This is a genomic window from Pseudomonas siliginis (assembly GCF_019145195.1).
GTDB classification, from domain to species: domain Bacteria; phylum Pseudomonadota; class Gammaproteobacteria; order Pseudomonadales; family Pseudomonadaceae; genus Aquipseudomonas; species Aquipseudomonas siliginis.
Map to the genome: position 1 here is coordinate 63,221 of NZ_JAHSTW010000012.1, position 26,995 is coordinate 90,215.

At 59.9% G+C, this 26,995-nt stretch carries 27 protein-coding genes; 6 read left to right on the forward strand and 21 right to left on the reverse strand.

The features are described from left to right. Positions 1-9 precede the first annotated feature (9 nt). From KVG87_RS22910 to KVG87_RS22930, 5 genes are read right to left on the reverse strand one after another with little or no spacing between them, the layout of a single operon-like run. Complete coding sequence (locus tag KVG87_RS22910) at positions 10-3,099, reverse strand: pilus assembly protein (RefSeq protein ID WP_217852721.1); 3,090 nt, start codon at positions 3,097-3,099, stop codon at positions 10-12. Further along, on the reverse strand, positions 3,086-3,565 hold the full coding sequence (locus tag KVG87_RS22915; RefSeq protein WP_217852723.1) for a pilus assembly PilX family protein: 480 nt from the start codon (positions 3,563-3,565) through the stop codon (positions 3,086-3,088). Before KVG87_RS22915 ends, KVG87_RS22910 begins: the two co-directional genes overlap by 14 nt. A gap of 10 nt (positions 3,566-3,575) precedes the next feature. Further along, the gene (locus KVG87_RS22920) at positions 3,576-4,289 is read right to left on the reverse strand and encodes a PilW family protein (RefSeq protein ID WP_076564158.1); all 714 of its coding nucleotides are present in this window, start codon (positions 4,287-4,289) and stop codon (positions 3,576-3,578) included. Continuing rightward, complete coding sequence (pilV, locus tag KVG87_RS22925) at positions 4,286-4,735, reverse strand: type IV pilus modification protein PilV (RefSeq protein ID WP_071173641.1); 450 nt, start codon at positions 4,733-4,735, stop codon at positions 4,286-4,288. Before pilV ends, KVG87_RS22920 begins: the two co-directional genes overlap by 4 nt. Beyond that, positions 4,732-5,205: a GspH/FimT family pseudopilin gene (locus KVG87_RS22930; RefSeq protein WP_041477800.1), complete on the reverse strand. Its 474-nt coding sequence runs from the start codon at positions 5,203-5,205 to the stop codon at positions 4,732-4,734. The genes pilV and KVG87_RS22930 overlap by 4 nt, the downstream gene beginning before the upstream one ends. Positions 5,206-5,335: 130 nt before the next feature. Between KVG87_RS22930 and KVG87_RS22935 the strand changes: the two genes are divergently transcribed. Further along, positions 5,336-5,905, forward strand: coding sequence for a GspH/FimT family pseudopilin (locus tag KVG87_RS22935; RefSeq protein ID WP_217852725.1), 570 nt, complete (start codon positions 5,336-5,338; stop codon positions 5,903-5,905). Here KVG87_RS22935 and ispH read toward each other — a convergent pair. The 6 genes from ispH to murJ all read right to left on the reverse strand — a co-directional run bounded on the left by ispH (position 5,862) and on the right by murJ (position 13,414). After that, on the reverse strand, positions 5,862-6,806 hold the full coding sequence (gene ispH, locus KVG87_RS22940) for a 4-hydroxy-3-methylbut-2-enyl diphosphate reductase (protein ID WP_016773129.1): 945 nt from the start codon (positions 6,804-6,806) through the stop codon (positions 5,862-5,864). The genes KVG87_RS22935 and ispH overlap by 44 nt on opposite strands. Positions 6,807-7,012: 206 nt before the next feature. After that, positions 7,013-7,465: an FKBP-type peptidyl-prolyl cis-trans isomerase gene (gene fkpB, locus KVG87_RS22945; RefSeq protein ID WP_016773128.1), complete on the reverse strand. Its 453-nt coding sequence runs from the start codon at positions 7,463-7,465 to the stop codon at positions 7,013-7,015. Then, positions 7,458-7,970, reverse strand: coding sequence for a signal peptidase II (gene lspA, locus KVG87_RS22950; RefSeq protein WP_024014359.1), 513 nt, complete (start codon positions 7,968-7,970; stop codon positions 7,458-7,460). The genes fkpB and lspA overlap by 8 nt, the downstream gene beginning before the upstream one ends. Beyond that, positions 7,963-10,794, reverse strand: a complete 2,832-nt coding sequence (gene ileS, locus KVG87_RS22955) for an isoleucine--tRNA ligase (RefSeq protein ID WP_133339081.1) — start codon at positions 10,792-10,794, stop codon at positions 7,963-7,965. Before ileS ends, lspA begins: the two co-directional genes overlap by 8 nt. Positions 10,795-10,807: 13 nt before the next feature. Then, positions 10,808-11,746, reverse strand: coding sequence for a bifunctional riboflavin kinase/FAD synthetase (ribF, locus tag KVG87_RS22960; RefSeq protein WP_016773125.1), 939 nt, complete (start codon positions 11,744-11,746; stop codon positions 10,808-10,810). Positions 11,747-11,875: 129 nt separating this feature from the next. Next, positions 11,876-13,414 carry a murein biosynthesis integral membrane protein MurJ gene (gene murJ, locus KVG87_RS22965; RefSeq protein ID WP_016773124.1) on the reverse strand — a complete coding sequence of 513 codons (1,539 nt, stop codon included), beginning with the start codon at positions 13,412-13,414 and terminating at the stop codon, positions 11,876-11,878. A 252-nt stretch (positions 13,415-13,666) separates the two neighbouring features. On the opposite strand from murJ, the gene rpsT reads away from it, so the two are divergent. After that, entirely contained in the window at positions 13,667-13,939 is a 273-nt protein-coding gene (gene rpsT / locus KVG87_RS22970; RefSeq protein ID WP_003228351.1) for a 30S ribosomal protein S20, read from the forward strand. Positions 13,940-14,123: 184 nt separating this feature from the next. Here rpsT and KVG87_RS22975 read toward each other — a convergent pair whose 3' ends face one another. From KVG87_RS22975 to rplU, 5 genes are all read right to left on the reverse strand, one after another. Continuing rightward, positions 14,124-14,591, reverse strand: a complete 468-nt coding sequence (locus KVG87_RS22975; RefSeq protein ID WP_041477794.1) for a CreA family protein — start codon at positions 14,589-14,591, stop codon at positions 14,124-14,126. A gap of 10 nt (positions 14,592-14,601) precedes the next feature. Further along, positions 14,602-15,720: a glutamate 5-kinase gene (gene proB, locus KVG87_RS22980; RefSeq protein ID WP_076564163.1), complete on the reverse strand. Its 1,119-nt coding sequence runs from the start codon at positions 15,718-15,720 to the stop codon at positions 14,602-14,604. 137 nt (positions 15,721-15,857) lie between these two features. After that, positions 15,858-17,081 carry an Obg family GTPase CgtA gene (gene cgtA / locus KVG87_RS22985; protein WP_016773122.1) on the reverse strand — a complete coding sequence of 408 codons (1,224 nt, stop codon included), beginning with the start codon at positions 17,079-17,081 and terminating at the stop codon, positions 15,858-15,860. Between the two features lie 193 nt (positions 17,082-17,274). Beyond that, positions 17,275-17,532, reverse strand: a complete 258-nt coding sequence (gene rpmA, locus KVG87_RS22990) for a 50S ribosomal protein L27 (RefSeq protein WP_016773121.1) — start codon at positions 17,530-17,532, stop codon at positions 17,275-17,277. 35 nt (positions 17,533-17,567) lie between these two features. After that, positions 17,568-17,879 (reverse strand): 50S ribosomal protein L21, encoded by a 312-nt coding sequence (gene rplU / locus KVG87_RS22995; RefSeq protein ID WP_007924746.1) that lies wholly within the window; start codon positions 17,877-17,879, stop codon positions 17,568-17,570. 241 nt (positions 17,880-18,120) lie between these two features. Between rplU and KVG87_RS23000 the strand changes: the two genes are divergently transcribed. The 3 genes from KVG87_RS23000 (at position 18,121) to KVG87_RS23010 (ending at position 20,074) form a co-directional block, all read left to right on the forward strand. Next, positions 18,121-19,089 (forward strand): polyprenyl synthetase family protein, encoded by a 969-nt coding sequence (locus KVG87_RS23000; RefSeq protein ID WP_016773120.1) that lies wholly within the window; start codon positions 18,121-18,123, stop codon positions 19,087-19,089. Positions 19,090-19,270: 181 nt separating this feature from the next. Beyond that, entirely contained in the window at positions 19,271-19,612 is a 342-nt protein-coding gene (locus KVG87_RS23005) for a zinc ribbon domain-containing protein YjdM (RefSeq protein WP_016773119.1), read from the forward strand. Between the two features lie 204 nt (positions 19,613-19,816). Beyond that, the gene (locus tag KVG87_RS23010) at positions 19,817-20,074 is read left to right on the forward strand and encodes a PA4570 family protein (RefSeq protein WP_016773118.1); all 258 of its coding nucleotides are present in this window, start codon (positions 19,817-19,819) and stop codon (positions 20,072-20,074) included. A 130-nt stretch (positions 20,075-20,204) separates the two neighbouring features. Here the strand turns inward: KVG87_RS23010 and bamJ are convergent, their stop codons facing one another. The 3 genes from bamJ to KVG87_RS23025 all read right to left on the reverse strand — a co-directional run bounded on the left by bamJ (position 20,205) and on the right by KVG87_RS23025 (position 21,868). After that, positions 20,205-20,822: a BamJ family beta-barrel-assembly machinery protein gene (gene bamJ, locus KVG87_RS23015; RefSeq protein ID WP_016773117.1), complete on the reverse strand. Its 618-nt coding sequence runs from the start codon at positions 20,820-20,822 to the stop codon at positions 20,205-20,207. Positions 20,823-20,942: 120 nt separating this feature from the next. Further along, positions 20,943-21,248: a DUF6482 family protein gene (locus tag KVG87_RS23020; RefSeq protein WP_217852727.1), complete on the reverse strand. Its 306-nt coding sequence runs from the start codon at positions 21,246-21,248 to the stop codon at positions 20,943-20,945. Between the two features lie 131 nt (positions 21,249-21,379). Then, positions 21,380-21,868 (reverse strand): TIGR00645 family protein, encoded by a 489-nt coding sequence (locus KVG87_RS23025; protein ID WP_016773116.1) that lies wholly within the window; start codon positions 21,866-21,868, stop codon positions 21,380-21,382. A gap of 160 nt (positions 21,869-22,028) precedes the next feature. Here KVG87_RS23025 and KVG87_RS23030 point away from each other — a divergent pair, with 160 nt between their 5' ends. Next, positions 22,029-23,858, forward strand: coding sequence for a hypothetical protein (locus tag KVG87_RS23030; protein WP_217852729.1), 1,830 nt, complete (start codon positions 22,029-22,031; stop codon positions 23,856-23,858). Here KVG87_RS23030 and KVG87_RS23035 read toward each other — a convergent pair. Both KVG87_RS23035 and KVG87_RS23040 read right to left on the reverse strand, forming a co-directional pair. After that, entirely contained in the window at positions 23,855-24,175 is a 321-nt protein-coding gene (locus tag KVG87_RS23035; protein ID WP_016773114.1) for a PA4575 family protein, read from the reverse strand. The two genes, KVG87_RS23030 and KVG87_RS23035, sit on opposite strands and share 4 nt — an antisense overlap. A 324-nt stretch (positions 24,176-24,499) precedes the next feature. Next, on the reverse strand, positions 24,500-26,938 hold the full coding sequence (locus KVG87_RS23040) for a Lon protease family protein (protein WP_016773113.1): 2,439 nt from the start codon (positions 26,936-26,938) through the stop codon (positions 24,500-24,502). Positions 26,939-26,995 lie beyond the last annotated feature (57 nt).

A 26,995-nucleotide genomic window follows, 5' to 3' on the forward strand; every position in this document is an offset into this window, starting at 1 on the left:
AATTCTCGCTTACTGGATTTGTCGCCACATGATACGACGGCTGCCGCCGCCACCCTTTTCCACAACGGTGGTGATGACGCCACTGGTGTCGCTCACGAGCTTGGTCTTGGCATCTCGGGAAATGACGTTAAGGGTCGGAATGCCACCGGTGAATACCACGCCACTGGATATCGTGTCATTGCTGTCGACCAAACGGTCACCCGTGGTGTCGATCACGGCGTAGTTGAGCATCTTACCGTTGAACGCATCCAGTTCGACCAACCTGCCCGTACCAAAGCTCGAACAAGGGTCAGTGGTATCAACGCTGGCAGTAGTGAAAACAACTCGTCCCAACACAATGCTGGCCTGGTTGATCACGCGCTCGCCGGTCAGCACGTTGTTATACACCAGCGGCAGATACCAGCCCTTTTCTGCCGGGTAAGTGGTTTCATTCTGGCTAGTGGTCAGGAACTGCCCGGTACTGCCGGAGAACGAACCGGTAATCGCCTGCGCCTGCAAGCTGCTGACGGTGATTTGTCCGGTCCCCCCTTCTGCATCCCAGATTGAATAGAACGCCTGCAGATCCTTGTTGGTCTTGTCGGCGGTTTCGTTGAACTTGCCGGTGCCGAAAAACACCTGCTTGCCGCCCTGTGGGTTGTCCGCCAGCAGCGGTTGCGCAGTGATCGGCTGCGTTGCCCCACCCGGGGCGGTGAACAGAGGTTTGCCGGCAAACGCCACGCCCCAGCTTTCTGCCCCGGGTGCGCTCAAGTCGAATTTCCACATACGCCCCTTCAGGTCACCAGCGTAGGCAGCCTGCACCACGTTCGAGGAATTGACCCTGAGTTTTACCGAAGACAGACCGTTAGTGGTTTCCGTGCTGTCGATGACGATTTTCCTGATCAGCGAACCATCCATTGCATCCAGTACGTACAAAGCCGCAACCCCCGAATTGCTGCCGTAACCATTGGCGATGAATGTCGCCCAGCGACCATTGGCCAAGCGTGCCACTTCCGGACGGGCGTAGGCGTAACCCAGATCATTGAAAGCATTCGACGCATTGGCCGTAGCCGGCGCACTGACTTCCCACAGTGCCTTGATCACGTTGCCTGCCGAGGCATCGAACAGTTGCAGCCCATAGAAGGTTTTGCCACCGGCCCCCGTTCCGCCAATGGCCAGGGTTTTCCAGGTGGTACCGGCCTGCGCATCGAACACGCCGACCTGACCATCCACCAGAAATTTGTGGCTGACGCCGTTGACGTAGTTGGTGTCCGCGATCAGTCGCAGGGAAGGCAGCACGCTGGAGGGCATATAGGCATAACGGCGGGTGCCGTTCGCCGAATTGATCACGTTGACGAAACCGTCGTTGGCGTTCACCACCAGACTGGTGTTCATGTTCGCAGCCTTGGTCGTCAGGTAGTTGGTGTAACTGCTGTCACCCGTCAGATCGGATGCGGTCTTGTCCGAAGGCGAGGCGAGCACCAGCGGCGAATTAATGATGTCGCCCAACAGCGCACTGCGAACTTTGAGCCCGGCCCTGTTGGTCCCTTTGCTCCACTCCACCAGATCATTGCCGTTGATTCCGGCGGGCAACCCCTGATTCAGCGTAGTCTGCTGCGCCGGGGAAAAGTTGAGGAGTGCCAGGGCAATGGGCGTGTTGCTCAAGGTGTTCCATGACTGGAAAGTCGGCGCTGTGGCAGAGGGCACGATGGTGGTGTCGGTCGACCATTGCGCCGCCGAGGTATTTACCGTGCCGGTCGAGGTAAAGCCGAACGACCTGATCGTGCCGCGCCAATCCTTGGGATCGTAGGTTGTCTGGTAAAAACTGCTGCCACTGGTCAATGTACTGCTGCTGGCAACACCGGCACCACCGGAGCCGGCCTTGGAAGTGATATCGCTCAATGCCGACGATAACGCCGCATTGAGCCCGGAGCTGTCGGTCGCCTGGTAATACCTGCCCTGCCCGTAACTGGCGGCGTCGGACAACATGTCGTTATCCGCAGCGAAACCCACGGTGTAGGTGTTCATGTTCTGCCGGGGAAAATCCACCGCGTTCCAGCTCTTGCCTGCTGCGTCGGTGCCGGTCGAACGCATGTCGATGTCGAAGGCGAATTTGGCGATGTCATCCAGATACAGAGTGTCACCTTCGCCGTCACCGTTGAGGTTGTCGCCATCGTTATTCACGCCATCCCAGTTCGGTAGCCGACTGCCTCCCAGCGGATCGTTGGTCGGGAAGGTACGGTCATAGGTCGGCAAGCCATCGGTAATCACCACGCCGTAGTTTTTCTGGCAGCGGTATTGAATCGGACTGGTATAGGTCGCCGGCGTGCCGTTGTAGTAAGGCGCCAAGCCACGCATGTAGCGCGTGACTTCGTAGTAGCTCTCGGCCAACGGCGTGTTGGCCACGGCGTTCAAGCCGTTGATCGATGAGATCAGCGCGTTGTAGTTGGTGTCTGCCTGGGCCTGGGTGACGCTGCCCGCGACGGGTGACAAATCGGTGATCGAGCGAGCGATGAAACCGCCGTTGCCCGGGTTGCTGCTGGTGGCCGGATTGAATGTCGACAGGCCCATGCGCAAGGTGCGGTTGCTGCTCACCAGTGCGGTGGAAACGTTGCGCGCCACGTTCATCCGGTAATCGTTGGGAATCGCCCCCGTGGTGAAGTCGCGGGTGCCGTTGCTGTTGGCCAGGCTGACTATGTAGGAAATGTAATCGGCGGAATACCGAGTGTTCTCGTTTCCTACAGGATCGGGCAGTTTCAGGCACAACGGCGCCACGCTGTTGTTGTAGAACGCATAGGCGCCTCCCGAGCACCCGGAAGTCGGCAGGCTCGATAGAAACACCGTGTCGCCGGTAATCTGCGGCGCATTGAGTGCAGAGCACAAGCCGAGGAAGGCATTGCACTGCCGGGCGGGAGTGCGGTTGACGTTCGGGTCGAATCCGGCGGCGTAGATGATGCTGTTCATACTGCCGGAGTCGTCGATCAGCAGCATCACGTTTGGCGCCACCGCAGCCGCGCTCAGCAATGGCGAATCGGAAGGCGTGAAAGCCCAGGCCGGTGCCGCCAGGTAACAACTCAGGAGCATGCCGATCAGCAGCGACACGCCGCGCTCAATACTTCGCATAGACACTCTCCACCACGCTACGCGAATTGCCGGCGATGCCGACCGCAGTGACTCGATACAACGTCGCCGAAGTGTTACTCGGCACGTTCACCGCCGTCAGGGTTGTGCCGATGTTCTGCACGCCATAAAAGCCATTACCGGCGGCGATCCAGGTCACCCCGGAGGTCGAATTGAAGCCGGCCGAGCTGACCACTGACGACTCCGCCGGCGGCAGACATTGGTTCGTGCCGCTGCACACCGCCAACGAGTAACTGTCCAGCTGCACCGCACTTTCGCCGATACGCAATGCCGCTTCGGCCGCCTGAAACGATTGATTGCGCAAGCTGACGCTGCCGGCCATTTTCTCTTGCAGGTTGGCGCTCTGCATCGAGGACAAACCGATCAATGTGAGCAACAGCAGAAACACCAGGCTCACCAACAGGGCCATGCCGCGCTGGGCCTGACGTTGTTGCAAGGAAATCCTCATCGCCGCCCCCTCATGGCAAGCGGTTGCGCAATGCCGCAACCACGTTGAAGGTTTGATTGCGCACCCGATTGTTCGGGTCGGTGAGGGTCAGGCTCAGGCGCACGCTGCGGATGCGCGCGGGATCGCCAGGGTTGCTGCTGTAGGTTGAGGCTGCGACGTCGGTTGCCGAGCTGGCCAGGCCGAAGGTGACGTTGAAGGCGCTGACATTGTTCACCAGCACTTGCTGCGCCGGATTGCCGCTGCCAGTGCCCATGAGGATCTGGTTATTGCTGAAGCTGTAGATCAGGCGCCGGATCGGGAACGCGATCTGCCCCATGGTCGGGCTGCGCAATCCGCTGTAGGCGACCGCGCTGTTGCGACAGTCGGAAATCACCGTCCAGGTCGGCGTTCCCCCGCCGCTGCCGACATCGGCGGTGACCATGGTCAGCTTGAGATTGGCGTTATCCCAGCTGATCGGGATGAGTTGCGCAGTGTTGAAATCCCCTGCTGAGCTGGAGTCGACGATGGTGCCGAGGCAGCCGAACATGCCGACCATGCGGATTTCCTGAATCATTTTGCTGAGGACGAAGCGCGCATCTTCCTGCATCGCTGCGGCGCTGTTCTGGCTGACGTAGGTGTTTTTTGCGGCGATGAAAATCTGCACCACACCGAGTACGACGATCAACCCCAAAGCCAGGGCAATCAGCAACTCGATCAGGCCGAAACCACGGCTGGTGTGCTTCATGGTGTGGCCACCGGATCGACCGCCGCACGGCTGCTCAGGACGAAACTGCGCTGGGCACTGGCAGCGTTGGCCGCGCGCGCGTCGCTCCAGGTAATGGTGATGGTGTAGACCCGCTGGTTGAGGGTGATGCTGCCCGTCGCGGTCGGACCGCCGAAGTTGGCGATATTGGTGGTGAAATCGTAGAGATCCTGGTCCCGCGCATTACTGAGATTGCCCGAGGTCGGTGGCGTAACGGTGTAGTTGGCGCCGGAATTGGCGCGGATGCGATCCATCATGTCATAGGCGATGAAGCTGGCCTGACTGGTCATCCGCGAACTGTCGGTGTACTTCAGCGCATTGAGCTGCACCGCCGCTGCGCCCAACAGCCCTACGGTGAGAATCAGCAGCGCGACCAGCACTTCGATCAGCGTCATGCCCTCCTGTGCGTTTTTGCTCCCTGCCCTCATCCGCAATTTCCACCCAGTTGAATACGTCCGTTCAAACACACGTTCAGCGTCCTGCTTTGCGTGCCCAGCGTGTAACCGATGACCACCGCCGTCGACGGTGCCGCCAGACCGCCGAGGTTGTTGAAATCCAGTGCGGTCACTCCTGAGGGTAGCGTCAGAGTCGCGCCACTGCTCATTGCTGGAACAACCCGCAACACATTGGCCGGATTGCCAGTACTGTCGTAGACCGCCAGCTCACCGGTCCATACACTGCCGCCGGCGGTCGGACGCAGACGCGTGGTCACGCCGCGATTGATTGCCTCGAGGCGAGCGAAATTGATTGCCCGCTGCAAGTCGCCGACTTCGGTATCCGCCTTGCTGCTCTGGATCGTACGGGTAAAGGCCGGCACCGCCAGCGTGATCAGTATCAGGAACACCGCAATGGCGACCAGCAACTCGACCAGCGTGAAACCTTTTGTACGAAGATCCATCGGTGCCCTCCGTTGCCGTCGGCTATACCTGCTTTTACACGCTAGAACATTCGCTCGGCACGCGCCGACTGATTTGCCCTGCGCGGCGCACGGATTGCGCTGCTCATACCATTCCACGGAGGGATTTTTCATGCCGCAACACGGTTTCAGCCTGATTGAACTGCTTATGGGACTGGCGATTGGCGCAATTGTTCTGCTGCTGGTCAGCCCGGCGTTCGCCGCGCTCAAGCAAGCGACTCAACGCGACCACGCGGCGCAGTCGCTGCTCGAAGGCATCCGCCACGCTCGCACACTGGCCATCACGCACAATCAGAGCGTGGTGATCCATGGCATCGGCAGTGACTGGAGTCACGGTTGGCGGATCATTCTGGATAGAAGCGGCAAGGGGCCGGAGGACAGCAGCAATCCGCTGCTGGTTGAACGCGCCAGTGAGGCGAAAGTGCCGATTGTCGGCAACTGGTGGGTGAGCCGCTATGTGCGGTTCAGTCATTTGGGGCAACCGCTGATGCCGGGACGGCGATTTCAGGCGGGGACGATACACGTCTGCTCGCCGCGCGAACCGATCAGCCAGCGGCAGATCGTGCTGGCGGCGACCGGTCGCGTGCGCCTGGTCAGTCAGGAGACCGAACAGGCGCTGTGCGACAAAGGCAGAAGCGTCAGATCGAACGGACGCGCAGCTCTTTCGGCATCGAGAACGTGATGTTCTCCTCACGGCCAGCCAGCTCATCGGCACCGGTCGCGCCCCAGGCCTGCAATTGCTGGATCACGCCCCGGACAAGCACTTCCGGTGCCGAGGCGCCAGCGGTAATGCCAATGCGCTCGACGCCGTCGAACCAGCTCTGTTGCAGATCCTCGGCACCGTCGATCAGGTACGCCGGAGTCGCCATGCGCTCAGCCAGTTCACGCAGACGGTTGGAGTTGGAACTGTTCGGGCTACCGACCACCAGCACCACGTCGCACTCGTCGGCCAGTTGCTTGACGGCGTCCTGGCGGTTTTGTGTGGCGTAGCAGATGTCGTCCTTGCGCGGACCACCGATGGCCGGGAAGCGCGTGCGCAGGGCATCAATCACGCGACTGGTATCGTCCATCGACAAGGTTGTCTGGGTGACGAAGGCGAGTCTTTCCGGATCGCGCACCTGCAATGCGGCCACGTCCTTTTCGTCTTCAACGAGGTAGATCGCGCCGCCATTGCTGGCGTCGTACTGGCCCATGGTGCCTTCGACTTCCGGGTGACCGGCGTGGCCGATCAGGATGCACTCGCGACCGTCGCGGCTGTATTTGGCGACTTCGATGTGCACCTTGGTCACCAGCGGGCAGGTTGCATCGAAGACTTTCAGGCCACGACCGGCGGCTTCGTTGCGTACGGCTTGGGAAACACCGTGGGCGCTGAAAATGACGATCACGTCATCGGGTACCTGATCGAGCTCTTCAACGAAAATCGCGCCACGGCTGCGCAGGTCTTCGACGACGAACTTGTTGTGCACCACTTCGTGACGCACATAGATCGGCGGCCCGAAGACTTCCAGGGCGCGGTTGACGATTTCGATCGCCCGGTCCACACCGGCGCAGAAGCCACGGGGGTTGGCGAGTTTGATTTGCATGCTGTGCCTCGTGTCTTGCGCGCGAAAACAATGGAAAACAGACTGTGGAGACCTGCTTGTTGTGGCGAGGGGAATCATCCCCGCTCGGCTGCGTAGCAGTCGCAGACCTTCAACGGACTTATCTCAGAATCCGTTGACTGGTCTGGGGGCGCTTCGCACCCCAGCGGGGATAAATCCCCTCGCCACAGAAGCTCACTCCTGCATTTTTAGATCGCTTTGACGGAAATGATTTCCACGTCAAAGGTCAGCGTCTTGCCCGCCAGCGGGTGGTTGAAGTCAACGGTCACTTGCGTGTCATCGAATTCCTTCACCACTCCTGGCAATTCAGTATTGGCCGCATCATTGAAGATCACCAGCAGACCCGGCGACAACTCCATGTCGGTGAACTGCGAACGCGGGATGGTCTGCACGTTCTGCGGGTTCGGCTGACCAAAAGCGTTTTCCGGCTCGACGGTCAGGGTGCGCTTGTCGCCGGCCTTGAAGCCGAACAGTGCGGCTTCGAAGCCCGGCAGCAGGTTGCCATCGCCGACCTTGAACGTCGCCGGGGCCTTGTCGAAGGTACTGTCGACGGTGTCACCGTTTTCCAGGCGCAAGGCAAAGTGCAGGGTGACTTCGGTGTTCTGGCCGATGCGTTGCTCAGTCGATAGCGGTTCAGTCATGAGCGGCCTCTTCGGTTTTCTTCGATTTGAACATGTCCAGTGCCAGCATGATCGCGCCAACGGTGATCGCGCTGTCGGCAATGTTGAACGCCGGGAAATACCAGCGGTTCTGCCAGTGCACCAGAATGAAGTCGATCACATGGCCTAGGGCAATGCGGTCATACAGGTTGCCCAGCGCGCCACCCAGCACCAACGCCAGGGCGACGGCCAGCCAGGTGTCGTTGCGGCCCAGACGCTTGAGCCAGACCACCAGCACGGCACTGACGACAATGGCGATCAGGGCAAACAGCCAGCGCTGCCAGCCGGAGCTGTCGGCGAGGAAGCTGAAGGCAGCGCCAGTGTTGTAGGCCAGGGTCCAGCTGAACAGGTCGGGAATGATCACGATCTGCTGGAACATTTCGAGCTTGGCTTCGAAGTAGAACTTGCTGGCCTGGTCAATGACCAGAACCAGCAAGCTCAACCACAGCCAGCTCAGCCGTCCGAAACGGCCAATGGCATCAGGCATAGTGACGAACCTCGCCAGCACCGCTGATGTTGTCGACGCAACGCCCGCAGATTTCCGGATGCTCCGGGTTCACGCCGACGTCTTCGCGGCAATGCCAGCAACGCGCGCATTTCGGGAACGCCGATTTGACGATCTTCAGTTTCAGACCGCTGACTTCGGTGGCCACTGCATCGGCCGGAGCCTGCACGAATGGTGCAACGCTGGCAGTCGAGGTGATCAGGACGAAGCGCAGCTCATTGCTCAGCTTGGCAAGATCGGCGCTCAGCGCCTCTTCGGCAAACAGCGTCACTTCGGCCTGCAGGTTGCCACCGACGGCTTTCGCGGCACGCTGGATTTCCATCTCTTTGTTGACCGCAACCTTCACTTCCATGATGCGATCCCAGTAGGCGCGACCCAGCTCGAAGCCTTCCGGCAGCTCGGTCAGGCCTTCGTACCAGGTGTTGAGCATGACCGACTCGTTACGCTCGCCCGGCAGGTATTGCCACAGTTCGTCAGCAGTGAAGGCGAGGATCGGCGCGATCCAGCGCACCAGCGCTTCGGAGATGTGGAACAGCGCGGTCTGGCACGAGCGCCGGGCCTTGCTGTCGGCGCCGGTGGTGTACTGGCGGTCCTTGATGATGTCGAGGTAGAAACCACCCAGCTCCTGCACGCAGAAGTTGTGGATCTTCGAGTACACGTTCCAGAAACGGTATTCGCCGTAGTGCTCTTGCAACTCGCGTTGCAGCAGCAGCGTGCGATCCACCGCCCAGCGATCCAGCGCCAGCATGTCTTCAGCCGGCAGCAGGTCGGTGGCCGGGTTGAAACCGGTCAGGTTGGAAAGCAGGAAGCGCGCTGTGTTACGGATACGACGATAGGCATCCGCGCTGCGCTGCAGGATCTGCTCGGACACCGCCATTTCGCCGGAGTAGTCGGTCGACGCGACCCACAGACGCATGATGTCGGCGCCCAGGGTGTCGTTGACCTTCTGCGGCGCGATCACGTTGCCCAGCGACTTGGACATCTTGCGCCCGGACTCATCGACGGTGAAACCGTGCGTCAGCAGTTCGCGGTACGGTGCGTGGTTGTCGATGGCGCAACCGGTCAGCAACGAGGAGTGGAACCAGCCACGGTGCTGGTCGGAACCTTCCAGGTACAGGTCGGCGCGCGGGCCGCTCTCGTGGCCCATCGGGTGCGAACCGCGCAGAACGTGCCAGTGCGTGGTGCCCGAGTCGAACCAGACGTCGAGGGTGTCGCTGATCTTGTCGTACTGCGGCGCTTCATCACCGAGCAGTTCGGCAGCGTCGAGTTTGAACCAGGCTTCGATGCCTTCGACTTCAACGCGTTTGGCGACTTCTTCCATCAGCTCGACGGTACGCGGGTGCAGCTCGCCGCTTTCCTTGTTGAGGAAGAACGGGATCGGCACGCCCCAGTTGCGCTGACGCGAGATGCACCAGTCCGGACGATTGGCGATCATCGAGTGCAGACGCGCCTGGCCCCAGGCCGGAACGAACTTGGTGTCTTCGATAGCTTTGAGCGAGCGCACGCGCAGGGTGTCGCCGCTGGTTGGCTCCTTGTCCATGCCGATGAACCACTGCGCAGTAGCGCGGTAGATCAGCGGGGTCTTGTGGCGCCAGCAGTGCATGTAGCTGTGTTCGATGACGGTGGTGTGCATCAGCGCACCGACTTCAGTCAGTTTTTCGACGATGGCCGGGTTGGCCTTCCAGATGAACTGGCCGCCGAAGAATTCCAGCGACGGCACGTATACGCCGTTGCTCTGCACCGGGTTGAGGATGTCGTCGTTGACCATGCCGTATTTCTTGCAGGTCACGAAGTCGTCCACGCCGTAGGCCGGGGCGGAGTGAACCACGCCGGTGCCTGCGCCCAGTTCGACGTAGTCAGCCAAGTACACCGGCGACAGACGATCGTAGAACGGGTGACGGAAGTTGATCAGCTCCAGCTCTTTACCGGTGGTGGTGGCGATGACCGAACCTTGCACGCCATAGCGCGCCAGGCAGGCTTCGACCAGCTCTTCAGCCAGCACCAGCAGCTTGTCGCCGATATCGACCAGGGCGTAGTTGAATTCCGGGTGCACGTTCAGCGCCTGGTTGGCCGGGATGGTCCACGGGGTGGTGGTCCAGATCACGATCGCAGCAGGTTTGCTCAGCGAGGCCAGACCAAACGCCGCAGCCAGTTTGGCTTCATCAGCGATCGGGAACGCGACGTCGATGGTCGAGGACTTCTTGTTCTCGTACTCGACTTCCGCTTCAGCCAGAGCCGAACCGCAATCGAAGCACCAGTTCACTGGCTTGAGGCCCTTGAAGACAAAACCACCCTTGACGATTTCGGCGAGGGCGCGGATTTCACCGGCCTCGTTCTTGAAATCCATGGTCTTGTACGGGTTGGCGAAGTCGCCCAGCACGCCGAGACGGATGAACTCGGACTTCTGCCCTTCGATCTGCTCGGTGGCGTAGGCACGGCACAGCTCGCGGGTTTTATCCGCGCCGAGGTTCTTGCCGTGGGTCACTTCCACCTTGTGCTCGATCGGCAGGCCGTGGCAGTCCCAGCCCGGGACGTACGGCGCGTCGAAACCCGACAGGGTTTTCGAGCGGATGATCATGTCCTTGAGAATCTTGTTCAGTGCGTGACCGATGTGGATCGTGCCGTTGGCGTACGGAGGGCCGTCGTGCAGGACGAACTTCGGACGATCCTTGCCAATCTCGCGCAACTTTCCGTACAGGCCAATACTGTCCCAGCGCTGCAGGATCTGCGGTTCGCGCTGTGGCAGGCCGGCCTTCATTGGGAAGGCGGTGTCCGGAAGGTTTAGCGTGGCTTTATAGTCGGTCATTTAAGGCTCTTCATTAGCGATGGGCGCTAGGTGCGGCTAGTGCACGGGCGGTGGCGACATCCGCATTGATCGCCGTTTTCAATGCCTCCAGAGAGGCGAAGCGCTGCTCTTCACGCAGCTTTTGGTGGAAAACCACCGTCAAACGCCGGTCATACAGATCGCCGGCAAAATCTAACAGATGGACCTCGAGGTGGGCTTTGCCATCTCCTTGCACCGTGGGGCGCACGCCGATATTGGCGACGCCGGGCCAGGTCTTGCCGTCGATGTCGACATTCACCAGATACACCCCGGTAAACGGCACGCGACGACGCTTGAGTTGAATGTTGGCAGTGGGCGTGCCCAGTTGCCGGGCCAGTTTCTGCCCATGCAGCACGCGACCGGCGATGCGGTACGGACGGCCGAGCAAGCGTTCGGCCAAGGCAAAATCGGCCGCAGCCAAGGCGTTGCGCACCTGCGTGCTGCTGACGCGAATGCCGTCCAGCTCAACGGTTTGCGCAGCTTCGACGGTGAAACCGTGAACCTGCCCGGCCTGCATGAGGAAATCGAAATCGCCGAGGCGGTCGCAACCGAAACGGAAATCGTCACCGACCTCCAGATGCTGCACGCCAAGGCCATCGACCAGAATGGTATCGACGAACTCACTGGCGCTGAGCTTGCTCAGCCGCTGGTTGAAAGCCAGGCACAAGACCCGGTCGACGCCTTCAGCGGCCAGCAATTGCAGCTTGTCGCGCAACCGCGCCAGACGTGCCGGTGCGGTGTCGGGGGCAAAGAACTCCCGCGGCTGCGGCTCGAAAATCACCACGCAGCTGGGTACGCCCAACTCGAGCGCACGCTCACGCAGCCGGGCCAGGATAGCCTGGTGACCACGGTGAACACCGTCAAAGTTGCCAATAGTGGCGACGCAGCCCCGATGCTGGGGGCGCAAGTTGTGGAGGCCTCGAACCAGCTGCATAACGCGCTTCTTGCTCATAAAGTGGTCGATTATAACCACACCCGACGGCCGACGACAGGCAACACCGTAACGCAAAGTGAACGAGCCGACAAAACCGCCGGCCCGTGCCTGTCGATAAAGGCTGAAACCTCAGCTCAAGGCTTTGCGATTGAAGTCGCGCAGGCGGAAACCCAGCAGCAGCAACATACCGAAATACGCCACCACACCGGCCACCACCAGTGCGCCCAGGCGCAGGAAGCGCTCGAGCATATGCCCCTCATCCCAGGCGGGCATGAAATGCATGCCGGCCAGCAACACCGCCGACATCACGGTCACCGCAACGACCAGCTTGAAGCCGAATTTGCCCCAGCCCGGTTGCGGTTGATACATCTTTTGCTTGCGCAGTTGATAGAACAGCAGCCCGGCGTTCAGGCAAGCACCGGCACTGATCGCCAAGGCAAGGCCGGCATGGGCCAGTGGGCCGATCAACGCCAGGTTGAACAACTGCGTGCAGACCAGCGTGAAAATTGCGATTTTCACCGGGGTGCGAATGTTCTGTTGCGCATAAAAGCCCGGCGCCAGCACTTTGATCACGATAATCCCGAGCAGGCCGACCGAATAGGCAATCAGCGCACGCTGGGTCATCTCGGCATCAAAGCCACTGAACTGGCCGTACTGAAACAATGAAACAGTCAGCGGTTCAGCAAGAATCCCCAGCGCCAATGCGCACGGCAGCACCAGCACAAAGCACAGGCGCAGCCCCCAATCGAGGATCCGCGAATACTCGTGGCGATCCTTGCTGGCGTAGGTCTTGGCCAGTGTCGGCAGCAGAATCGTGCCGAGCGCCACGCCCAATACGCCCGACGGCAATTCCATCAAACGGTCGGCGTAATACATCCACGACACTGAACCTGCGACCAGAAACGAGGCGAAGATGGTGTTGATGATCAATGAAATCTGGCTGACCGACACACCGAGAATCGCTGGCAGCATCTGCTTCATTACCCGCCACACGCCGCTGTCGCGCAGGTTCAGGCGTGGCAGCACGAGCATGCCGATCTTTTTCAGGTGCGGCAGCTGATACAGCAACTGCGCCAGACCGCCGACCAACACCGCCCACCCCAGCGCCATGACCGGCGGATCGAAATACGGCGTGAGGAACAGCGAAAACACGATCATGCTGACGTTGAGCAGAGTCGGTACGAAGGCCGGCACCGAGAAGCGGTTCCAGGTATTCAGAATCGCGCCGGCCAGCGACGACAGCGAGATCAGCAATATATAAGGAAAGGTCACCCGCAACAGATCGGAGGTGAGCTGGAATTTCTCCGGGGTATCGGTAAAACCGGGCGCTGTGGCCCAGATCACCCAAGGGGCGGCGATCATGCCCAGCGCCGTCACCACCGCCAACACCAGCGTCAGCAGGCCCGACACATAGGCAATAAAGGTGCGCGTCGCCTCTTCGCCCTGCTGGCTTTTATATTCGGCAAGGATCGGCACGAACGCCTGGGAAAACGCCCCCTCGGCGAAAATGCGCCGCAGCAGGTTGGGCAGTTTGAACGCAATAAAGAAGGCATCCGTGGCCATCCCGGCGCCGAATGTCCGCGCGATCAGCGTGTCACGAACAAAACCCAGAATCCGGGAAAGCATCGTGATAGAGCTGACGGCGGCCAACGATTTGAGCAGATTCATTGAGAGAGTTTGTGCCTGTCGATAAACAGCAGGCGAACAATGCGCCTACTTGTGCGATACTCCGCGCCGCAACAGCACAGAGCCAAAGCTCGCGAGTTTACAGGTCAAGCGCCGGAAATAAATATCCCGCCTCTTTATACCTACCACTTAGCGGAACGATTCAAGTGCCCTTGACAAGACAAGTCTTCATCGGCATGATTCGCGGCCTATTTTGTTTGCTATTTCCTAAAAAGTCTTTCGAGGAGCTCGACGGTGGCCAACTCACCTTCCGCCAAAAAACGTGCAAAACAGGCTGAGAAGCGTCGCAGCCACAACGCCAGCCTGCGTTCCATGGTTCGTACCTACATCAAGAATGTAGTTAAGGCCATCGACGCAAAAGACGCTGAAAAAGCTCAAGCTGCATACGTTCTGGCTGTGCCAGTTATCGACCGTATGGCCGATAAAGGCATCATCCACAAGAACAAGGCTGCTCGTCATAAGAGCCGTCTGAATGGCCACGTCAAAGCGCTGAAAGAAGCCGCTTAATCGACGTAGTCATTAAAAAACCGACCTCAGGGTCGGTTTTTTATTGCCTGTGATTTAACAAGCTACAGGCAAAAAAATGTGGGAGCGAGCCTGCTTGCGAATGCGATCTGCCAGTTGATATTTCTATCGACCGACATGACCTCTTCTCGAGCAGGCTCGCTCCCACAGTTCGGATTGGTGGCGCTTATTGCTGGACCGGCACCCACGGCAGGATCGGGATCGCCGTCACCGCATTCTGCGGACTACCCTCGATCAAGCGATCACTGTAGACCAGGTACACCAGCGTGTTGCGCTTCTTGTCGAGGAAACGCACCACCTGCATGGTCTTGAACACCAGCGAGGTGCGCTCCTTGAACACCTCGTCGCCGTCCTTCAACTCACCCTTGAACTTGATCGGCCCGACCTGACGGCATGCGATCGAGGCCTCTGCGCGATCCTCGGCCAGACCCAGACCACCCTTCACTCCGCCAGTCTTGGCGCGCGACAGGTAGCAGGTCACACCTTCGACTTTCGGATCGTCGAACGCTTCGACCACAATCCGGTCATTCGGCCCGACAAACTTGAACACCGTCGACACCTGACCGATTTCCTCGGCCGAGACCAGCAATGGCATGGCCATCAGCAGGCCCAACAATCCTTTCGCTACACGCATCGAATTTTCCTTAGACCAGAATCAGGTTGTCACGGTGAACCAGTTCCGGCTCAGCCATGTAACCGAGCAAACCGACAATCGCATCCGACGACTGACCGATGATTTTTTGCGCTTCCAGGGCGCTGTAATTGGCCAGACCCCGAGCGATCTCCCGACCGTCCGGCGCTACGCAGACGACCATCTCACCGCGACGGAAACTGCCTTGAACCAGTTTCACCCCCACCGGCAGCAGACTTTTGTTGCCCTTGGACAACGCCGACACCGCTCCCTCATCCAGCACCAGAGTGCCACGGGTTTGCAGATGACCGGCCAGCCACTGCTTGCGCGCCGCGAGCATGCCGCGCTCCGGCGATAGCAGCGTGCCGATGCGCTCGCCCGCCTTGAGACGATCAAGCACGCGCTCAAGGCGCCCGCCGACGATGATGGTGTGCGCACCGGAACGCGCTGCCAGGCGTGCCGCGCGCAGCTTGGTCTGCATGCCGCCACGCCCCAGCGCACCGCCGGTACCGCCCGCAACCGCATCCAGCGTCGGATCATCGGCGCGCGCCTCATAAATCAGCTGCGCGTCGGGGTTGTTGCGCGGATCGGCGTCGAACATGCCGTCGCGATCAGTGAGGATCACCAGCAGATCAGCCTCGACCAGATTGGCCACCAGCGCCGCCAGCGTGTCGTTGTCGCCAAAACGGATTTCATCGGTGACCACGGTGTCGTTTTCGTTGATCACCGGAATGACTTTCAGCTCGACCAGCGCACGCAAGGTACTGCGGGCGTTCAGGTAGCGCTTGCGGTCGGACAGGTCGTCGTGGGTCAGGAGAATCTGCGCAGTGTGCCGGCCATGCTCGGCGAAGCTCGACTCCCAGGCCTGCACCAACCCCATCTGACCGATTGCAGCGGCCGCCTGGAGCTCGTGCATGGCACTGGGTCGCACGGTCCAGCCCAAGCGACTCATACCGGCCGCCACCGCCCCGGAGGACACCAGCACCAGCTCGACGCCCGCTTCATGCAGCGCCACCATCTGCTCGACCCAGACACTCATTGCCGCGCGATCCAGCCCTTTGCCGTCAGCTGTAAGCAAAGCGCTGCCGATCTTCACGACCCAACGCTGCGCACCTGTCACCTTGCTCCGCATCATCTTCAACCTTAGCTTGAGGGCAGCGCGACCTGGCACTGCCCGTGACGTTAATCGTGGCGATTGCTGACCAACGATCGATTTCCGGATACTAAAACGCCGCTCGATTGAGCGGCGTTCAAGTTTATCGCAACGGATCAGTCACGCACGTAAATGATTTCCGGACCGTCTTCGTCATCCACATCTTCTTCGTCCCAGTCATCGTCGCCGATGTCATGGACCGACTTAACGCCGCTGCGACGCAGGGCACGCTTGTCGTCCAGCGCCTGCAACTGCGCGCGAGCTTCGTCTTCGATGCGCTGATCGAGATCGGCCAGCTCTTCCTTGTACGCAGGATCTGCGGCGAGGCGATCGGCACGGTCTTCCATGTAACGCATGATGTCGTGGCACAGACGCTCGGTACCGATCTTGGCGATGGCCGAGATCACGTACACCGGACCGGTCCACTCCAGACGATCGACGATTTCCTTGACCCGGGCATCGTGCTCTTCTTCAAGGATCTGGTCGCACTTGTTCAACACCAGCCAGCGATCACGCTCGGCCAGCGACGGGCTGAATTTGATCAGCTCGTTGACGATCACTTCAGCTGCGTCCGGAGCACTGGAATCATCCAGCGGCGCCATGTCGACGAGGTGCAGCAGCAAACGCGTACGCGCCAGGTGCTTGAGGAAGCGAATGCCCAGGCCGGCACCATCGGAAGCGCCTTCGATCAGACCCGGAATGTCGGCAATGACGAAGCTCTTCCAGCGATCGACGCTGACCACACCCAGGTTCGGCACCAGCGTGGTGAACGGGTAGTCGGCGACTTTCGGCTTGGCGGCCGAGACCGAACGGATAAAGGTACTTTTACCGGCGTTCGGCAAGCCCAGCAGACCGACGTCGGCCAGCACTTTCATTTCCAGTTTCAGGTCGCGCTGCTCGCCCGGCTTGCCTGGCGTGGTCTGACGCGGTGCACGGTTGGTACTGGATTTGAAACGGGTGTTGCCCAGACCGTGCCAGCCGCCCTGCACTACCATCAGTTTCTGACCGGCCTTGGTCAGGTCGCCGATGACTTCCTGAGTGGCAGAGTCGATCACGGTGGTGCCGACCGGCACGCGCAGGATCAGGTCTTCGCCCTTCTTGCCGGTGCAGTCGGTGCTGCCACCGTTGGAGCCACGCTCGGCATCGAAGTGACGGGTGTAACGGTAGTCGACCAGGGTGTTGAGGTTTTCGTCGGCCATCATGTAGATGGAACCGCCGTCACCGCCATCACCGCCGTTCGGGCCGCCGTTTTCAATGAATTTTTCCCGGCGGAAACTCATGGCACCGTTGCCACCGTCACCGGCCTTTACGCGAATCGATACTTCATCAACAAACTTCATAACCAACGCCTCTCGCCGTACGGACGAGCCGAAAAACAATCAAGACATAAGACTCTTGCAAAAATGAGCGCAGCGACCCCAAGACACGACCTGCATCGCACGCCGACAGCCCATACAAACAGCTTTGCAAGAGACTCACCCCACAAACGAAAAAGCCCCGTCGCAAGACAGGGCTTCTCCAGCGATCTCGCGATTAAGCCGCGATTACGCTCACGTAACGACGACCGAAGGCGCCCTTTACTTCGAACTTGATCACGCCTTCGATTTTAGCGAAGAGAGTGTGATCCTTGCCCATGCCAACGCCGTAGCCAGCGTGGAATTGGGTGCCGCGCTGACGCACGATGATGTTGCCGGCCTTGATGACCTGGCCGCCATACATCTTCACGCCAAGGCGTTTGGCTTCTGAGTCGCGACCGTTACGGGTACTACCACCAGCTTTTTTGTGTGCCATGAGTTCAATTCTCCTAGTGAGGAATTAGGCTGTAATTAAGCCTGAATACCGGTGATTTTGATCTCGGTGAACCACTGGCGGTGGCCCATACGCTTCATGTGGTGCTTACGGCGACGGAACTTGATGATGCGGACTTTATCGTGACGACCTTGGGAGATCACTTCAGCCTTGACGGTTGCGCCAGCAACAACTGGTGCGCCGATGTTCACGTCGTCGCCGTTGGCGACCAGCAGAACGCGATCAAAAGTCACGGATTCGCCAGTAGCGATTTCCAGTTTTTCGATCTTCAGGTATTCACCTTCAGCGACCTTGTATTGCTTACCGCCGGTAACGATTACTGCGTACATGGTATTTCTCCGATAATCCTGCTCACCCAGCTCTTTATAAGAAGAGGTATTGGCTGGCATGGCTGCATGGGGCTGGAACGGCCCAAGTGCAATTGCGTAAGGCAGGTGCTGCCCAGGAAGTTCAGGGTGCGCGATTGTACGCAAGCAATCCGCCTCGCGCAAGTGGCCGTCCATCGCGCCTTGACAGGTCTGGACGGGGGTCCTAGCATGCCGCGCAACCCTTCTGGAGCGACTCTCGCTGATGCAACCCCAAGCTTTCTACCGCGCGGTGGCGGACGATTTTAGCGCCGTCGACGGCATCATCAAGAAGCAACTGACGTCTCGAGTGCCGCTGGTATCGAAAATCGGCGATTACATTACGTCGGCCGGCGGCAAACGCCTGCGTCCTTTATTAGTGTTGCTGTGTGGCAAGGCCCTGGGTCGCGAAGGCGACGACATGCGCCTGCTGGCCGCCACCATCGAATTCCTGCACACCGCGACCCTGCTGCATGACGACGTCGTCGACATGTCCGGCATGCGTCGTGGCCGCTCGACCGCCAACGCCATGTGGGGCAATGCCCCGAGCGTGCTGGTCGGCGACTTCCTGTATTCGCGCTCGTTCGAAATGATGGTCGAACTGGGCTCGATGCCGGTGATGAAGATTTTGTCTCAAGCCACGCGGATCATCGCTGAAGGCGAAGTGTTGCAGCTGTCCAAGGTGCGTGACGCCAGCACCAGCGAAGAAACCTACATGGAAGTCATCCGCGGCAAGACCGCGATGCTCTTCGAAGCCTCGACCCACAGCGCCGCCGCCCTGGCTGGCGCGACCGCCGAGCAGAGCGAAGCCCTGCGCACGTTCGGCGATCACCTAGGTGTGGCGTTCCAGCTGGTTGATGACTTGCTCGACTATAAAGGCGACGCGGAAACCCTGGGCAAGAACGTCGGCGACGATCTGGCCGAAGGCAAGCCAACCCTGCCGCTGATCTACACCATGCGCGAAGGTACGGCCGAACAGGCGGCACTGGTGCGTCAGGCGATCCAGAAAGGCGGGATCGAAGACCTGGAAAGCATCCGCATCGCCGTCGAAGCGTCGGGCTCGCTGGAGTACACCGCGCAACTGGCCCGCGATTACGTGGCCCGCGCGATCAAGTGCCTCGAGGCGCTGCCGGCCAGCGAATACCGCGATGCGCTGGTTGAATTGAGCGAGTTCGCGGTAGCCCGCACACACTGATTCACGCCCCTGTGGGAGCGAGCCTGCTCGCGAAAGCAATCTGCCAATCGACTCAATGTTGACTGACACAGCGCTTTCGCGAGCAGGCTCGCTCCCACACTAGTTCTTTGCTATGCCCTCCTCCGCGTAAAACCCTATACAATGTGCGCCCTTTAGCCCTCCTGATACCCAAGGAACCTTAGTGAGCACGTTGCCACCCTGCCCGAAATGCAATTCCGAATACACCTACGAAGACGGTACCCAACTGGTCTGCCCCGAGTGCGCCCACGAGTGGTCTGCCAGCGGCGAAGCCGAAGTGGCGGCCGATGATGCCGTGAAGAAAGATTCGGTCGGCAACGTCCTGCAGGACGGCGACACCATCACCGTGATCAAGGACCTCAAGGTCAAGGGCACGTCGCTGGTGGTCAAGGTCGGCACCAAGGTCAAGAACATCCGCCTGTGCGATGGCGATCATGACATCGACTGCAAGATCGACGGCATAGGCCCGATGAAGCTCAAATCCGAGTTCGTCAGAAAAGTCTGAGCCTTGCGTCATCCATCCTGCGCCAGCCGTGGGATGGAGCTTTGCCCTCCCCCCTTCGGCTCAATGAATCCGCGTATGGCCATCAGCCAGTCATTTTGACCTGACACAATCTTTACCCGGAAAAATCCACGATCCGCCAATAGGCACTTGCTATTTGATGAATAAGAATTATTCTCATTGAAACCTTTCAAGGAGATGAGACCCATGACTTATTTGATCGACGCCTGGCTGGATCGCCCACACCCTTACCTCAGAATTCTCCATCGGGAAACCGGCGAAGTCTGCGCGGTGCTTGAAGAAGAAGCCTTGCATGAGCTGCAGGATCAAGGCGATCTGGACGTCAGCAGCCTCAATTCCAGCGAGCCGCTGGTACTCAAGGAGCTGGTGCGCAATCTGTTCCTGTTCTGCTATGCCCGGGCGTTGCGCCCGACCAATGAGCTGCACAACAAGATCGAAATATGAAACGCGGTCAAAACTGTAGGAGTGAGCCTGCTCGCGATAGCGGTGTGTCAGATAGCCAATCAACAACTGACACACCGCGTTCGCGAGCAGGCTCACTCCTACATTGGCCTGCCATCAAGCAGGCTCGGTATTACAGAACGTCCAGCAGCTCGACGTCGAACACCAGAACGCTGTGCGGCGGGATGCTGCCCACGCCTTGTGCGCCGTAAGCCAGTTCGCTCGGCACGTACAGGCGCCATTTGCTGCCGGCATTCATCAGTTGCAGCGCTTCGGTCCAGCCAGCGATCACGCCGCCAACCGGGAATTCTGCAGGCTGGCCGCGCTCGTAGGAGCTGTCGAACACAGTGCCGTCGATCAGCGTGCCGTGGTAATGCGTACGCACCTGGTCTTCACGGGTCGGCTTGGCGCCGTCGCCCTGAGTCAGCACTTCGAATTGCAGGCCGGAAGCCAGGGTGGTGATGCCATCACGCTTGGCGTTTTCGGCGAGGAAGGCCAGGCCTTCGCCAGCCGCAGCTTCAGCCTTGGCCGCTGCTTCGGCTTGCATGATCTCGCGGATCACTTTGAAGCTGGCGGACATTTCTTCCTGGCCAACACGGCTTGGCTTGCCGGCGAAAGCGTCGGTCAGACCGGCCAGGATCGCGTCCAGGCTGACACCCGGTGGCGGGTTGTCGCGCAGCTGGTCGCCGAGTTGACGGCCGATACCGTAGCTGACGCGGGTTTCGTCGGTGGACAGATTTACTTCGGACATGACACTGCTCCGCTGTGCGGACGGCCACAGGACTTGCCGTGCGTGCACAGCGCGTCCCGGCGCGCCCGGAACCAAAAGGGCGAGCAGACTAGCACAGATACCCCGGACTTGGGGCCGGGGCTACAGGGGCGAACGCCAGGCGAGCGGCACTCTCAGGCTTTCATCGAGGTCAGCGACCAGGCCACACATTTCGTCATGGACCGAGGTGTGCACAAGATTGAAGGGCAGTACCGGAAAGGCATGCAGCAGATCCCGCGCGTGCTCCACTGATCGCAGCGTCAGCATATTGCCCTTGAGATCGCTCAACGGATACGCCGTCCCATGCATCCTCGCTTCCAACAGGTAAATGCCCCCTTCCATGGAGATCAGGTTCAACTCGTCGACCTTCCTGGCAACAGCAAACGCGTTCAACTCTTGCAGGTTCATGGAAGCACCTCACACCGTGGCGAATCGCACCGTTACAGGGATAGGCCGCTGCGCTTGAAAGCACAAGCCACAAACGAAACCGCCCGTCTGTTTCGCAACAGACGGGCGGTTTTTTTGCCTTGATCGGCTGATCAGTGCTTGGTGACCTTGTCCAGGTAACCCATGGCAAACGCGGACACCACAAAAGTCATGTGAATGATCACGTACCACATCAGATGCTCAGGATCGACGTTCTTGGCATCCATGAAGATGCGCAGCAGGTGGATCGAAGAAATCGCCACGATCGACGCCGCGACTTTCATCTTCAGCGACGACGAGTCCATGGTACCCAGCCAGCTGAGCTTCTCTTTGCCTTCGTCGATGTCCAGTTGCGAGACGAAGTTCTCGTAGCCGGAAATCATCACCATCACCAGCAGACCGCCCACCAGCGCCATGTCGATCAGCGACAGCAGCACCAGAATCAGATCCGATTCAGCCATGGCGAAGACGTTGGGCAGGATATGGATGATTTCCTGGAAGAACTTCAATGCCAGCGCCAGCAGACCGAGGGACAGGCCGATGTAGATCGGCGCCAGCAGCCAGCGGGTGGCGTACATTGCATTTTCGATAAAGCGTTCCATTGACTCTCACACAAGGGGCTGGAAATGGCGGCGAGTATAACAGCCCGCTGTGACAGCCAGAAACCGCCGGAAAATCCGCCACCTGCGTGTGTGTGACAAAGTTTTTCTGCTAGTGTCCAAAGCATTGACAGCCCAATGACAGTGGACAGGACGCGTGGAAATGGATGTGCGATCAGCCTTGACGACTGCCGGAATCTGCCTCGCCTTGCTCATCGGCGGTTGCTCGCCCGGCGATGAAAAACAAGTCGCCAACCTTGACGAAAAGACCGCCACCTTCGAACAGTCACTGGACACGATCAGCGATCCCAAGCTCAAGGACGCCATCACCGAACTCGGCGGTTCGCTGCTGTTGCTCGAACGCGCCCGGCTCAAGCTCGACGACATCACCCCGCATACCGAATACGGTGCCGACGCCCTCGCCGTGCTCAAGCACTACCCTACCCCGCAAGCGCTGGTCGATACCTTCATCAATGGCCTGTTCGTGCTGCACAAGGACGCCAGCTCGGATTACCTCACCGATCTGCAGCCGGTATTCCCGTTCAACCTGAACATTCCCGGCGGTTTTCTGTTCCCGCACGGCATCGAGTGGCACTCGGTGACGTTGAGCAACAAACGCGTGATCGCCTGGCAGCCGGAGTGGTCGGAGACCGATCCAGGCATTCAACTCAGCCCGTCCAGCTCCAACGTGACCAATCCCGATGACCTGACGGTGACCTACCCGTTCATCGATGGCCTGAACGTCGACAAGAAAAGCCTGCCGCAACCGGTCAGCCTGCAAGGCCAGGTCGAAGTCATCGCGCCGCGTCGCCTGTACAGCTTTGACCTGACGCAGAAAGACGTCGGCCAGACCCGCAGCAACGACAATCTCAGCGTCAAACTGCTCAAGCTGGAAAAAAACTACGCCGAGGTCGAAGTCAGCAACAGCCTGCCGCTCGCGGCAGAAGTCGCCGAAACCCGGATCAATCCGCTGATCGTCCAGGCCCGCGACGCCAGTGGCCAATACCTGGTGCGCGCCGGCTCGATCAACGAAAGCCCGGAGCAGGTCGAGTTTTACCAGAAGCAACTGACGCAGTTACAAAAGCAGAAGAGCTGGAGCGACTCTCTGGAAAAACAGCTCAGCGACGACCAGCAAGCCTTCGAGAAAGACCACCCGCGTCGCTACAACAAGGTGTACTTCCACGGCCCGATCGAGACACTGGAAGTCAGCGTGCTCGACTTCTCCTCGGCAACGGTGACGCGCAAATCCCTGGACCTGCCGGTGCGCACCTTCAATCCGCACACCACGGCCAAAGCCGTGCAGCTGCTGGATCTGCCAGTTGTGGTGTATGACGATCTCGCCGCCAACTGGCTCAAAGGCGCGGACCTGACCGAGGAACAATTGAAGGCCGGCGTGCGCATTCATCAATCGGTGGAAGAGCCGAGCGCGGCGCGTATAGAGTTTTCCCACCGCCGCACCTTCAATGACGAATTGCTTGGCGACGAACTCAATCCCGGCGTCAGCCCGGTGACTTTCTTCACGGAAAAGCGCGGCGGCAAACTCGACGAGCCGATCGAACTGCCGCCCGAGGCGTATCAGGTCGATCCACTGCAAGCGACGATTACTTATGATCTGAATCTGTTTCCGGAAACCCCGGCGATTGCCGTGGGTTCGATGCCGTTGTTCCTGGCCACGGTGGCCAGGCAATCCTACGACGCGCAATCATTGCCCAAAGGCCTGGCGATCAAGGACAACACGCTGGTGGTCGACCTGAAAACCTTTCCGGCCAACGAGTGGCGCTTCTTCGTCAAAGACGACAGCGGCCACTACCTCAAGCAGATTCTTTCGGTCAGCCACGACGCCAGCACCGAAGGCCCGGCGCTACTCGGCGTGCACTACTTTTATGGTCGCCCGACTCGCGTGGAAACCTATCAGCGCACCGACCTCGCCACCGTGCAATACGGCTTTGAGGTCAAGCTCGACAAAGCGCAGGTGGACCAGACGGCGCCTTAACCGTTGAGACTGCGCCCACGGCCGCCGTTGATCTGCCGTAGCTGGGCTTGCAAGTGCAAGCTCCAGATCTGCGGATCATCGGCCAGTTCGTAACCATGCAAGGTCAGGCTTTCAACGATGGTGTCAAGAATCGACTCGGCCGCCACCGGGCCGTGGAACGGGCCTTGGGCTTTGATCGCGGAAGGCTGTTCGCCGGCCATGCCGGCCGCGAAGAGCAGCGTCCACATGCCATTGTCGCCGGCCAGCGGCTTGACGGCGCATTCGATCCGGGTCACCAGACCCAGGCATTGACGGGTGAGACAGAGGTTGCGCGACATGGCGGCGACCCTCGGTAAAGCCGGTATTCAGCCCCCACGGGAGGACTGGCTCGATCCAGTGATACTGTCGATATCCTTGACCTGAGAATAGAAGAAAAGTGTCCCGCGCAAGCCAAATGGAACCAGAAGGCGCCGAATGGTCATTGTGTGAATATTGGCGCCAGAGCAGTGGCACATTCCCCGAAGATCCCCGCAGAGATCAATCTGGAAAAGCACTGTGGGAGCGAGCCTGCTCGCGAAGACGATGGATCAGCCAACTCATTCGTCAACTGAAACAGCGCTTTCGCGAGCAGGCTCGCTCCCACAGGGTTTATTGCAAGCCTGTCAGGCCGGTTTGGCTTCGGCGAGAGCCTCCTGCGCCAGTTCCTTCTCGGCCTCTTTCAGGTCCTCTTCGCTGATCATCTCGGCGATATCGCGCAGGCGCTCAACCACTCGCGCATTGATGCTGCCTTCGGGGAATTCGCCATCGGCGTTCGGCTCCCCGGCCGGCTCACCCACCAGCAGGCTCAGCGCCTCATCGGCCTGACGCACTGCATACACGTGGAACTGCCCGGCGCGCACGGCGGCGAGGACTTTCTCATCGAGCATCAGCGTGGCGACGTTGGCCTGGGGAATGATCGCGCCCTGCTCGCCGGTCAGGCCGCGTGCTTCGCAGAGGCGGAAGAAGCCTTCGATCTTCTCGTTGACCCCGCCGACGGCCTGCACTTCGCCGAACTGGTTGATCGAACCGGTGATGGCAAAACATTGCTTGAGCGGGGTTTTCGACAGCGCCGAAATCAGCGTGCACGCCTCGCCCAGCGATGCGCTGTCGCCGTCGACGTAACCGTACGACTGTTCCAGCGCAATGCTCGCCGAGATCGCCAGCGGGAATTCCTGAGCGTAACGGCTGCCCAGATAACCGGTGAGGATCATCACGCCTTTGGAGTGAATCGGCTGGCCGAGGTTGACCTCACGTTCGATGTCGACGATACCGCTGCCGCCCGGGTACACCGTGGCGGAAATGCGCGCCGGCACGCCGAACGCCGAATCGCCGACCTCCAGCACCGTCAGCCCGTTGCACTTGCCGACCGCTGCGCCGTCAGTGTCGATGAGGATGATTCCGGCGAGCATGTCGTCGAGAATCCGCGCCGAGACCCGCCCGGTGCGGGTGGCCTTGGCTTTCAGGGCGCGTTCGATATGGCCGGCGTCGGTCATTTCATCGCCGGCCAGATGGCGAATGAAATCCGCCTCGCTGACCAGTTGGAACAGATCACCAATGCGCGCCGACAAGCGCCCCTGATGCTCGGCCAGCCGTGCGCTGTAGGTCGCCAATCGTGCCACCGCATCGGCGGTCAACGGCGCCATGCCTTCTTCCGAAGTACGGGTTTTCAGGAGCTGGGCGAACTGCTCGAGGCTTTCGTCGACCATCGGGATGTCTTCGTCGAAGTCGACCAGAACGCGGAACATCTCCTGGAAGTCCGGATCAAGATCCTGCAGCGTGTAATACAGCTGCCGCGCACCGATGATGATGACTTTGACCTGCAGCGGGATGTGCTGCGGATTCAGGGTCATGGTGGCGAAGCGGCCCATCTCGCCCAGCGGCGATTCCATTTTCAGTTTGCGCGATTGCAGGGCGCGTTTGAGCGCATCCCACACGAACGGCTCGCTGAGCATTTTTTCCGCTTCAAGAATCAGGAAGCCGCCGTTGGCGCGATGCAGCGCACCCGGACGCAACTGCCGGTAAGTGGTGTAGAGCGCGCCCTGATCGGTGGTGTACTCGATGCGGCCGAACAGGTTTTCGTAGGTCGGATGCGGTTCGAACACCACCGGTGCACCGCCGCTGGCCGGATGCCCGACCACCAGGCTTGGTGCGTATTGTTCTTCCAGCAACTTGCGCGCGACGGCGTCGGTCTTGCTGTCGTCGACCAGTTGCTCGACCACGGTTTTCAGCAGGTAGACCTGCATCGCTTGCAGGTAACCGCAGACCCCGGCGTTCTCCGCGTACTTCTCCGACAGCGGCGCCAGCAACGGCTGCAAGGCCAGGGTGATGGTCTCTTCGTTGAGGTGACGCAGTTGATTGTTCGACTCGCGCTTCCACTGCGGCAGGCTGGCGAGTTCTTCGTTCAGGCGCTCTTCGAGGCCGGAAATGTCATCGTGAAACCGCTCGCGCTCGGCTTCCGGCAACTGCGCGAATTCGGCTTCGTCCAGGGCCTTGCCGTCGAGCATCGGGGTGAAGGCGATATTGCTGCTGTCGCGGTACAGGGCGACGTCTTTTTCCAGGGCCAGCCGCTCGATAATGTCCAGCGCCTTGTCGTAGCGCTGGTTGAAGGCGCGGTCGATGGCGCTTTTTTTCTGCTGGTAGGACGGGTGTTCGAAAACAGCCGGAAAAGTCGCCAGCAGATTGTCGATCAGGCCGTTAATGTCGCCGATGAACGAGGCCGCCGTGCCCGATGGCAGCTCCAGTGCACGCGGTTCGCGCGGCTCATCGAAATTGTTGACGTAGACCCAGTCCGCCGGGGTCTGCAGGCGCTTGCCTTCGGCTTTCAGGTAGCGTTTGACGAACGAAAAACGGCCAGTGCCGGGCTCGCCCATGACGAATACGTTGTAACCGGGGCGTGGCATCGCCACACCGAACTGCAAGGCTTCGACCGCGCGTTCCTGGCCGAGCACACCGCGAAAGGGCTCCAGATCATTGGTGCTAGTGAAGCTGAACTGTTCAGCGGAAAACGGACGAGTCAGCGCTTCGGGCGCAAGACGCAGGCTGGCAGCAACAGGATCAGGCATCGGGCTTCCTTAACAATCAGGCGGGGCAGGTAGCGGCATTCTGGCGCTGCCCGTGCC

Excerpts from the sequence above, each read along its gene's own strand:
- KVG87_RS22915 (WP_217852723.1), bottom strand. The coding sequence starts at position 3,565 with ATGAGGATTTCCTTGCAACAACGTCAGGCCCAGCGCGGCATGGCCCTG.
- murJ (WP_016773124.1), bottom strand. The coding sequence starts at position 13,414 with ATGAATCTGCTCAAATCGTTGGCCGCCGTCAGCTCTATCACGATGCTT.
- KVG87_RS22930 (WP_041477800.1), bottom strand. The coding sequence starts at position 5,205 with ATGGATCTTCGTACAAAAGGTTTCACGCTGGTCGAGTTGCTGGTCGCC.
- bamJ (WP_016773117.1), bottom strand. The coding sequence starts at position 20,822 with ATGTCCGAAGTAAATCTGTCCACCGACGAAACCCGCGTCAGCTACGGT.
- fkpB (WP_016773128.1), bottom strand. The coding sequence starts at position 7,465 with ATGACTGAACCGCTATCGACTGAGCAACGCATCGGCCAGAACACCGAA.
- KVG87_RS23020 (WP_217852727.1), bottom strand. The coding sequence starts at position 21,248 with ATGAACCTGCAAGAGTTGAACGCGTTTGCTGTTGCCAGGAAGGTCGAC.
- KVG87_RS23030 (WP_217852729.1), top strand. The coding sequence starts at position 22,029 with ATGGATGTGCGATCAGCCTTGACGACTGCCGGAATCTGCCTCGCCTTG.
- KVG87_RS23035 (WP_016773114.1), bottom strand. The coding sequence starts at position 24,175 with ATGTCGCGCAACCTCTGTCTCACCCGTCAATGCCTGGGTCTGGTGACC.
- KVG87_RS23040 (WP_016773113.1), bottom strand. The coding sequence starts at position 26,938 with ATGCCTGATCCTGTTGCTGCCAGCCTGCGTCTTGCGCCCGAAGCGCTG.
- KVG87_RS22920 (WP_076564158.1), bottom strand. The coding sequence starts at position 4,289 with ATGAAGCACACCAGCCGTGGTTTCGGCCTGATCGAGTTGCTGATTGCC.
- KVG87_RS23025 (WP_016773116.1), bottom strand. The coding sequence starts at position 21,868 with ATGGAACGCTTTATCGAAAATGCAATGTACGCCACCCGCTGGCTGCTG.
- KVG87_RS23010 (WP_016773118.1), top strand. The coding sequence starts at position 19,817 with ATGACTTATTTGATCGACGCCTGGCTGGATCGCCCACACCCTTACCTC.
- KVG87_RS22975 (WP_041477794.1), bottom strand. The coding sequence starts at position 14,591 with ATGCGTGTAGCGAAAGGATTGTTGGGCCTGCTGATGGCCATGCCATTG.
- KVG87_RS22910 (WP_217852721.1), bottom strand. The coding sequence starts at position 3,099 with ATGCGAAGTATTGAGCGCGGCGTGTCGCTGCTGATCGGCATGCTCCTG.
- ispH (WP_016773129.1), bottom strand. The coding sequence starts at position 6,806 with ATGCAAATCAAACTCGCCAACCCCCGTGGCTTCTGCGCCGGTGTGGAC.
- cgtA (WP_016773122.1), bottom strand. The coding sequence starts at position 17,081 with ATGAAGTTTGTTGATGAAGTATCGATTCGCGTAAAGGCCGGTGACGGT.
- pilV (WP_071173641.1), bottom strand. The coding sequence starts at position 4,735 with ATGAGGGCAGGGAGCAAAAACGCACAGGAGGGCATGACGCTGATCGAA.
- KVG87_RS23000 (WP_016773120.1), top strand. The coding sequence starts at position 18,121 with ATGCAACCCCAAGCTTTCTACCGCGCGGTGGCGGACGATTTTAGCGCC.
- rpmA (WP_016773121.1), bottom strand. The coding sequence starts at position 17,532 with ATGGCACACAAAAAAGCTGGTGGTAGTACCCGTAACGGTCGCGACTCA.
- ribF (WP_016773125.1), bottom strand. The coding sequence starts at position 11,746 with ATGCAGCTGGTTCGAGGCCTCCACAACTTGCGCCCCCAGCATCGGGGC.
- KVG87_RS22935 (WP_217852725.1), top strand. The coding sequence starts at position 5,336 with ATGCCGCAACACGGTTTCAGCCTGATTGAACTGCTTATGGGACTGGCG.
- ileS (WP_133339081.1), bottom strand. The coding sequence starts at position 10,794 with ATGACCGACTATAAAGCCACGCTAAACCTTCCGGACACCGCCTTCCCA.
- proB (WP_076564163.1), bottom strand. The coding sequence starts at position 15,720 with ATGCGGAGCAAGGTGACAGGTGCGCAGCGTTGGGTCGTGAAGATCGGC.
- lspA (WP_024014359.1), bottom strand. The coding sequence starts at position 7,970 with ATGCCTGATGCCATTGGCCGTTTCGGACGGCTGAGCTGGCTGTGGTTG.
- rplU (WP_007924746.1), bottom strand. The coding sequence starts at position 17,879 with ATGTACGCAGTAATCGTTACCGGCGGTAAGCAATACAAGGTCGCTGAA.